This is a genomic window from Streptomyces sp. NPDC044061 (assembly GCF_056434305.1).
The window spans coordinates 1-3,779 of record NZ_JBWKFL010000139.1 but is presented as its reverse complement, the minus strand read 5'-3'; the positions used below and the strand labels follow the sequence as shown (position 1 = coordinate 3,779).

Annotated in this window: 1 protein-coding gene and 4 pseudogenes; 2 read left to right on the top strand and 3 right to left on the bottom strand. The window is 66.9% G+C overall.

Annotated elements, in window-relative coordinates; all coding sequences use genetic code 11:
* Positions 1–171: 171 nt before the first annotated feature.
* Positions 172–702: pseudogene (locus AC07CM_RS50525) on the bottom strand (transposase family protein); the annotation flags it as partial.
* Positions 703–1,685: 983 nt separating this feature from the next.
* On the opposite strand from AC07CM_RS50525, the pseudogene AC07CM_RS50520 reads away from it, so the two are divergent.
* A pseudogene (locus tag AC07CM_RS50520) lies at positions 1,686–2,086 on the top strand (transposase family protein); the annotation flags it as partial.
* 475 nt (positions 2,087–2,561) lie between these two features.
* On the opposite strand, the pseudogene AC07CM_RS50515 reads toward AC07CM_RS50520, so the two are convergent.
* Both AC07CM_RS50515 and AC07CM_RS50510 read right to left on the bottom strand, forming a co-directional pair.
* A pseudogene (locus AC07CM_RS50515) lies at positions 2,562–2,975 on the bottom strand (transposase).
* Positions 2,976–3,139: 164 nt separating this feature from the next.
* Positions 3,140–3,286, bottom strand: coding sequence for a hypothetical protein (locus AC07CM_RS50510; RefSeq protein WP_478883302.1), 147 nt, complete (start codon positions 3,284–3,286; stop codon positions 3,140–3,142).
* 196 nt (positions 3,287–3,482) lie between these two features.
* Here AC07CM_RS50510 and AC07CM_RS50505 point away from each other — a divergent pair.
* Positions 3,483–3,683 (top strand): annotated as a pseudogene (locus AC07CM_RS50505) (transposase family protein); the annotation flags it as partial.
* Positions 3,684–3,779: the final 96 nt, after the last annotated feature.

The window sequence follows — 3,779 nt, the reverse complement described above, 5'->3', positions numbered from 1 at the left end:
CGCGTGAAACTCTCGCGATCGAGTGCCAATTCGTTCCGATTGGCTGCCGTCGGGGCGAACCGACTTGTCCGCTTGCTCGGCGAATGGGCGAGCGACAGGACGAGGTGGCAAAGGCTGATGATCTTCGGTCGGTGCTGGTCAGCTGAGCCCGAGGAGAGTCAGTGAGCTCTTTCAGCGCTGCCGCTCCAGAGTGAGGATGGCTGCGGAGATTGACGAGATTCGATTGGGGCTGCACCGGGACCTGCGGAAGATCCGCCACGACTTGAGTCGTGCGACGCCGCGCTCGACCGGGGCCCGTGCTGTGGGCAGTGCTCGGTTGACGGTTTGTTGGGTCGGCGTGAGGTCACGGCTCGGTGGGCGTCTGAGGGGTGTTGTCACTCACGGGCCGACTCCCATGCAGGCGCGGTCGGTGAGGATGGGGATGCCCTGGCGTTCGCAGATCCGGATGATCCGGTGGGTGCGGGCCGGGGTCAGGTCGTGAGCGCGGCCAGGCAGTGCGGGCGAGATCCACAACAATCGTCCGGCTGGGTCGGTCACCAGCTGCACATTCACCCCGTGGCGGCGGTGCTTTTGGGAGTAGTCGGCCCGGCTGTCGCCGACTCGGTCGCACTCCGACAGGGTGCCGTCGAGCAGGACGTAGTCCGGGTCGGCTTCGCGCCGGGCGCGCAGCAGGCCGGGTGCGCGGTCGGCGAGCAGGTCGACGTTGGCGGTCACAGTCACCCGGTCAGGTCGTAGGGCTCCAGGAGGGCGGCGACGAGATCTCGTTCGTCTTGGCCGGCACCCGCAACTGGGTGACGGTCTGACCGTCATCAGCCATCGCGGCTAGCAGATGCGAGGTCGGGCTGTCCCCATAGCCCGAGCCGCGGGCAGTCCTGCGTCCACTGCGAGGGATTCAGCGCCTGTCGGATCGCATCCCAGCCGGTCGGCCTACCCGCCGGGGCAGGTGCGCTTGAGGAGTTGGCGATCGTCGCGCTGCTGGGCGGTATCTGAACGGCGAACGCCGTATCCGTGCGGGCCCGGAGCCCGGCGAGGGCGCCCTGCGGCGCAACCCTGGCGCACTGCCCGATGGCAGCGAAGGACTTCGCTCCTGCGACCACCGCCGAGCAGGCCATGAGCGTAACGGCCACGAAGGGGTGACGCTGCTCGCGCCGACAGTGCTGACGCGTAGGCAACTTGATCAGACGGACGGTGGCAGACGGGCGGCACATCGAAGCTCCGGTTGACGCCGGCGACTTGGAAAGGGCACCTGCATCAACGGGGGTTCCGTTGCGTTGGTGGCCCACCCGCCGGACACCGTCGCACAGCCGCGACCAGCACACCCACAAGATCAAACCGACTTTGAAATGCCCCCTGGGCGGGTTGTTCGTGCAGATGCCATAAACGGGACGATGAGCGGCCTATTGTCAGCCGCTGCGTGAGGCTTGGCGTGCGTTGAACATCGAGTGTCCAAGATCACGGGGAAACCTCACTCAGGCCGTCCAGCCGGTCCAGAGTCGGGGCGTGGCGTTTGGCACCGGCCAGGACACGACCCAGGGACTGTCGTATCCATCCGTCATGCTGGAACGCTGCAGGCACTGAGCCTTTGCCAACTTGCTGCGTGAGCTGGTCAGTTGATCGACAGATGGAGAAGCCTCTGGCAGACGGGTTCACGACCAAGATCACCCGGTACCCGCCAGAGGCTTCGCGTGCTTGTCTACCCGTGCGGGCTGGACGTGTCCAGTCGATCCCTGTTCTTCCTCGCCGCCCGCCTGCGAGAACACTGTCGTCGGATGGGAAGCCGCTGGCACCGGCTCCCGGCCGGCCGTCAGGCCCTGCTGGTGTTGGCACATCTGCGGAACGGGACCACGTACGCCCAGCTCGCAGCGGGTTTCAAGGTCGGGACGAGCACGGCTACCGCTACATCAGCGAGGCCGCCGACCGGCTGGCCGCACTCGCACCGAACCTTGATGAGGCCGTCCGCGTCGCTTCGACGAAGGCATACGTCCTGCTCGACGGGACGCTCCTGCTGATCGACCGGATCGTCGCCGACCGGCCCTTCTACTCCGGGAAGCACACGAAGCACGGCATGCGTGCACCCATGAGGGCCGGTGGTGTCAAGGCACAGGTAGTTCTGGCCTGCAGCTGTGTGATGCGGATCGGGCCGCAGTCGAAGGCCGCAGGCGGTGGTGGTCGGCAGGGACCTGAAGTGTGCTTGCGGAGGCGGTCGTTGGGTTTCCCCGGATTGCTGTTCCGGCCGGGCGGAGTGGTCTCACATGCGCCTATTCGGCACCGGGCCGACGCCTGGTGCCATGGCCCTGATGCGGGAACCGGGCTGCTCAGGCAGGTCATCGAGCACGGCGAAATCGCCGGCTCATGCACGTTCGAGAGCTCGCCCGGCGTCTGTGACTGCCGAGGTGGTGTGATCACCGCTGCCTGCCTGGATGGCGGGAATCGACCTCCCGCAGAACGTGATAGGCGCGTGTGATGAGCTTGCGGGCGATGGCCGTGGTGGCGATCTTCTTTCCCCTGCGGTGGGCTATCGCTTGGTAGGTCGCGGCGAATTCCGGTGATCTCTTGGCGGTCTACGCGGCCTCGCACAAGATCCACCGCAGGCACGCGGAGCCCTGCTTGGAGATGTGTCCGTGCCGCACCGTGAGGTCCGAGCTGCGTACGGTCGGCGTGAGTCCCGCTCAGGCGGCGACCTTGCGCGCGTTGGTAAAGCGGCTGATGTCGCCGACTTCCGTGACGATGACCAGCGCGGTGAGGATTCCCACGCCAGGCAATTTGGTCAGGGCCGTAACGCGCGGATCGCCACGAGCCTGGGCGGCGAGCTGCGCATCCAGAGCATCGATCGCTACCTTGAGCGCGTCCAGCAGGGCGAGCAGCTGATCGACGACCGTGTGGGAGGCATCGGGCAAGTCCAGGCCCTCGAGCCAGGCGCGCCCCGCGGCGGTGAAGCAGGCCCCGGCCCGCTCCAGACCGTGTTCGGCCAGCACCGCATGGATCCGATTACGCAGCAGGGTGCGCAACCGCACCAGGTGGAAGCGATGACGCAGCACCACCCTCTGCTGGCGCACGGGCAGCGGGGCGATCCACGCCTCCGGCAGCAGATCCGCTCGCAGCAGCTGGGCCAGCGTCGCCGCCTCCACCTTGTCGTTCTTCAGCCTCGCCGAGGCGATCGCCTTGCACCGTGACGGGTGGACCAGGTGGGCTCAAAGCCGTAATCCTCCAGCATCTCCACCAGCCAGCCCCACTCGAACGCCGCCTCGAAGGCGACCGGCGCGCCGATCGGCAGATCCCCGATCACCCCGAGAACCGTTGGGCACGTTGCGGTTGACCTGCACCGATCCATCCTGACCGACCACAGCGACCTGCGAGCGCTTGCGGTGCACATCGATACCGATGTAGACCAGACATCGAGGGCCTCCTTCCCGAGCTCGCTCATACCCGGACAGTAAGTACCGCCGGGCTTAGCAGGAAAGAGGGCCCGGCCCTCATAGAGTCAGGTCATCGCCGATCCCGTCTGCCGGCTGCTCTGGGCCTCCTCCGCACTGCCCGGGGCCGGTCACGACGTTCGTGCGGCCCGCGAACACGGCATCATCAACGCCCTCGACCAGGCCCAGATACCTTGCTGGGCGGACAAGGCCTACCAGGGCGCCCGCGGCACCGTCCGGTTTCCGTTCCGCGGCCGATGGGAGACGCTACCGGTAGTTCGTTAAATCCGGAGGTAGAGGTCGATGCCGTGTCCGGTGGTGACCGCGTCGATCAGGGCCTGGAGCTCATGGGGTGGTTCCGTGTCC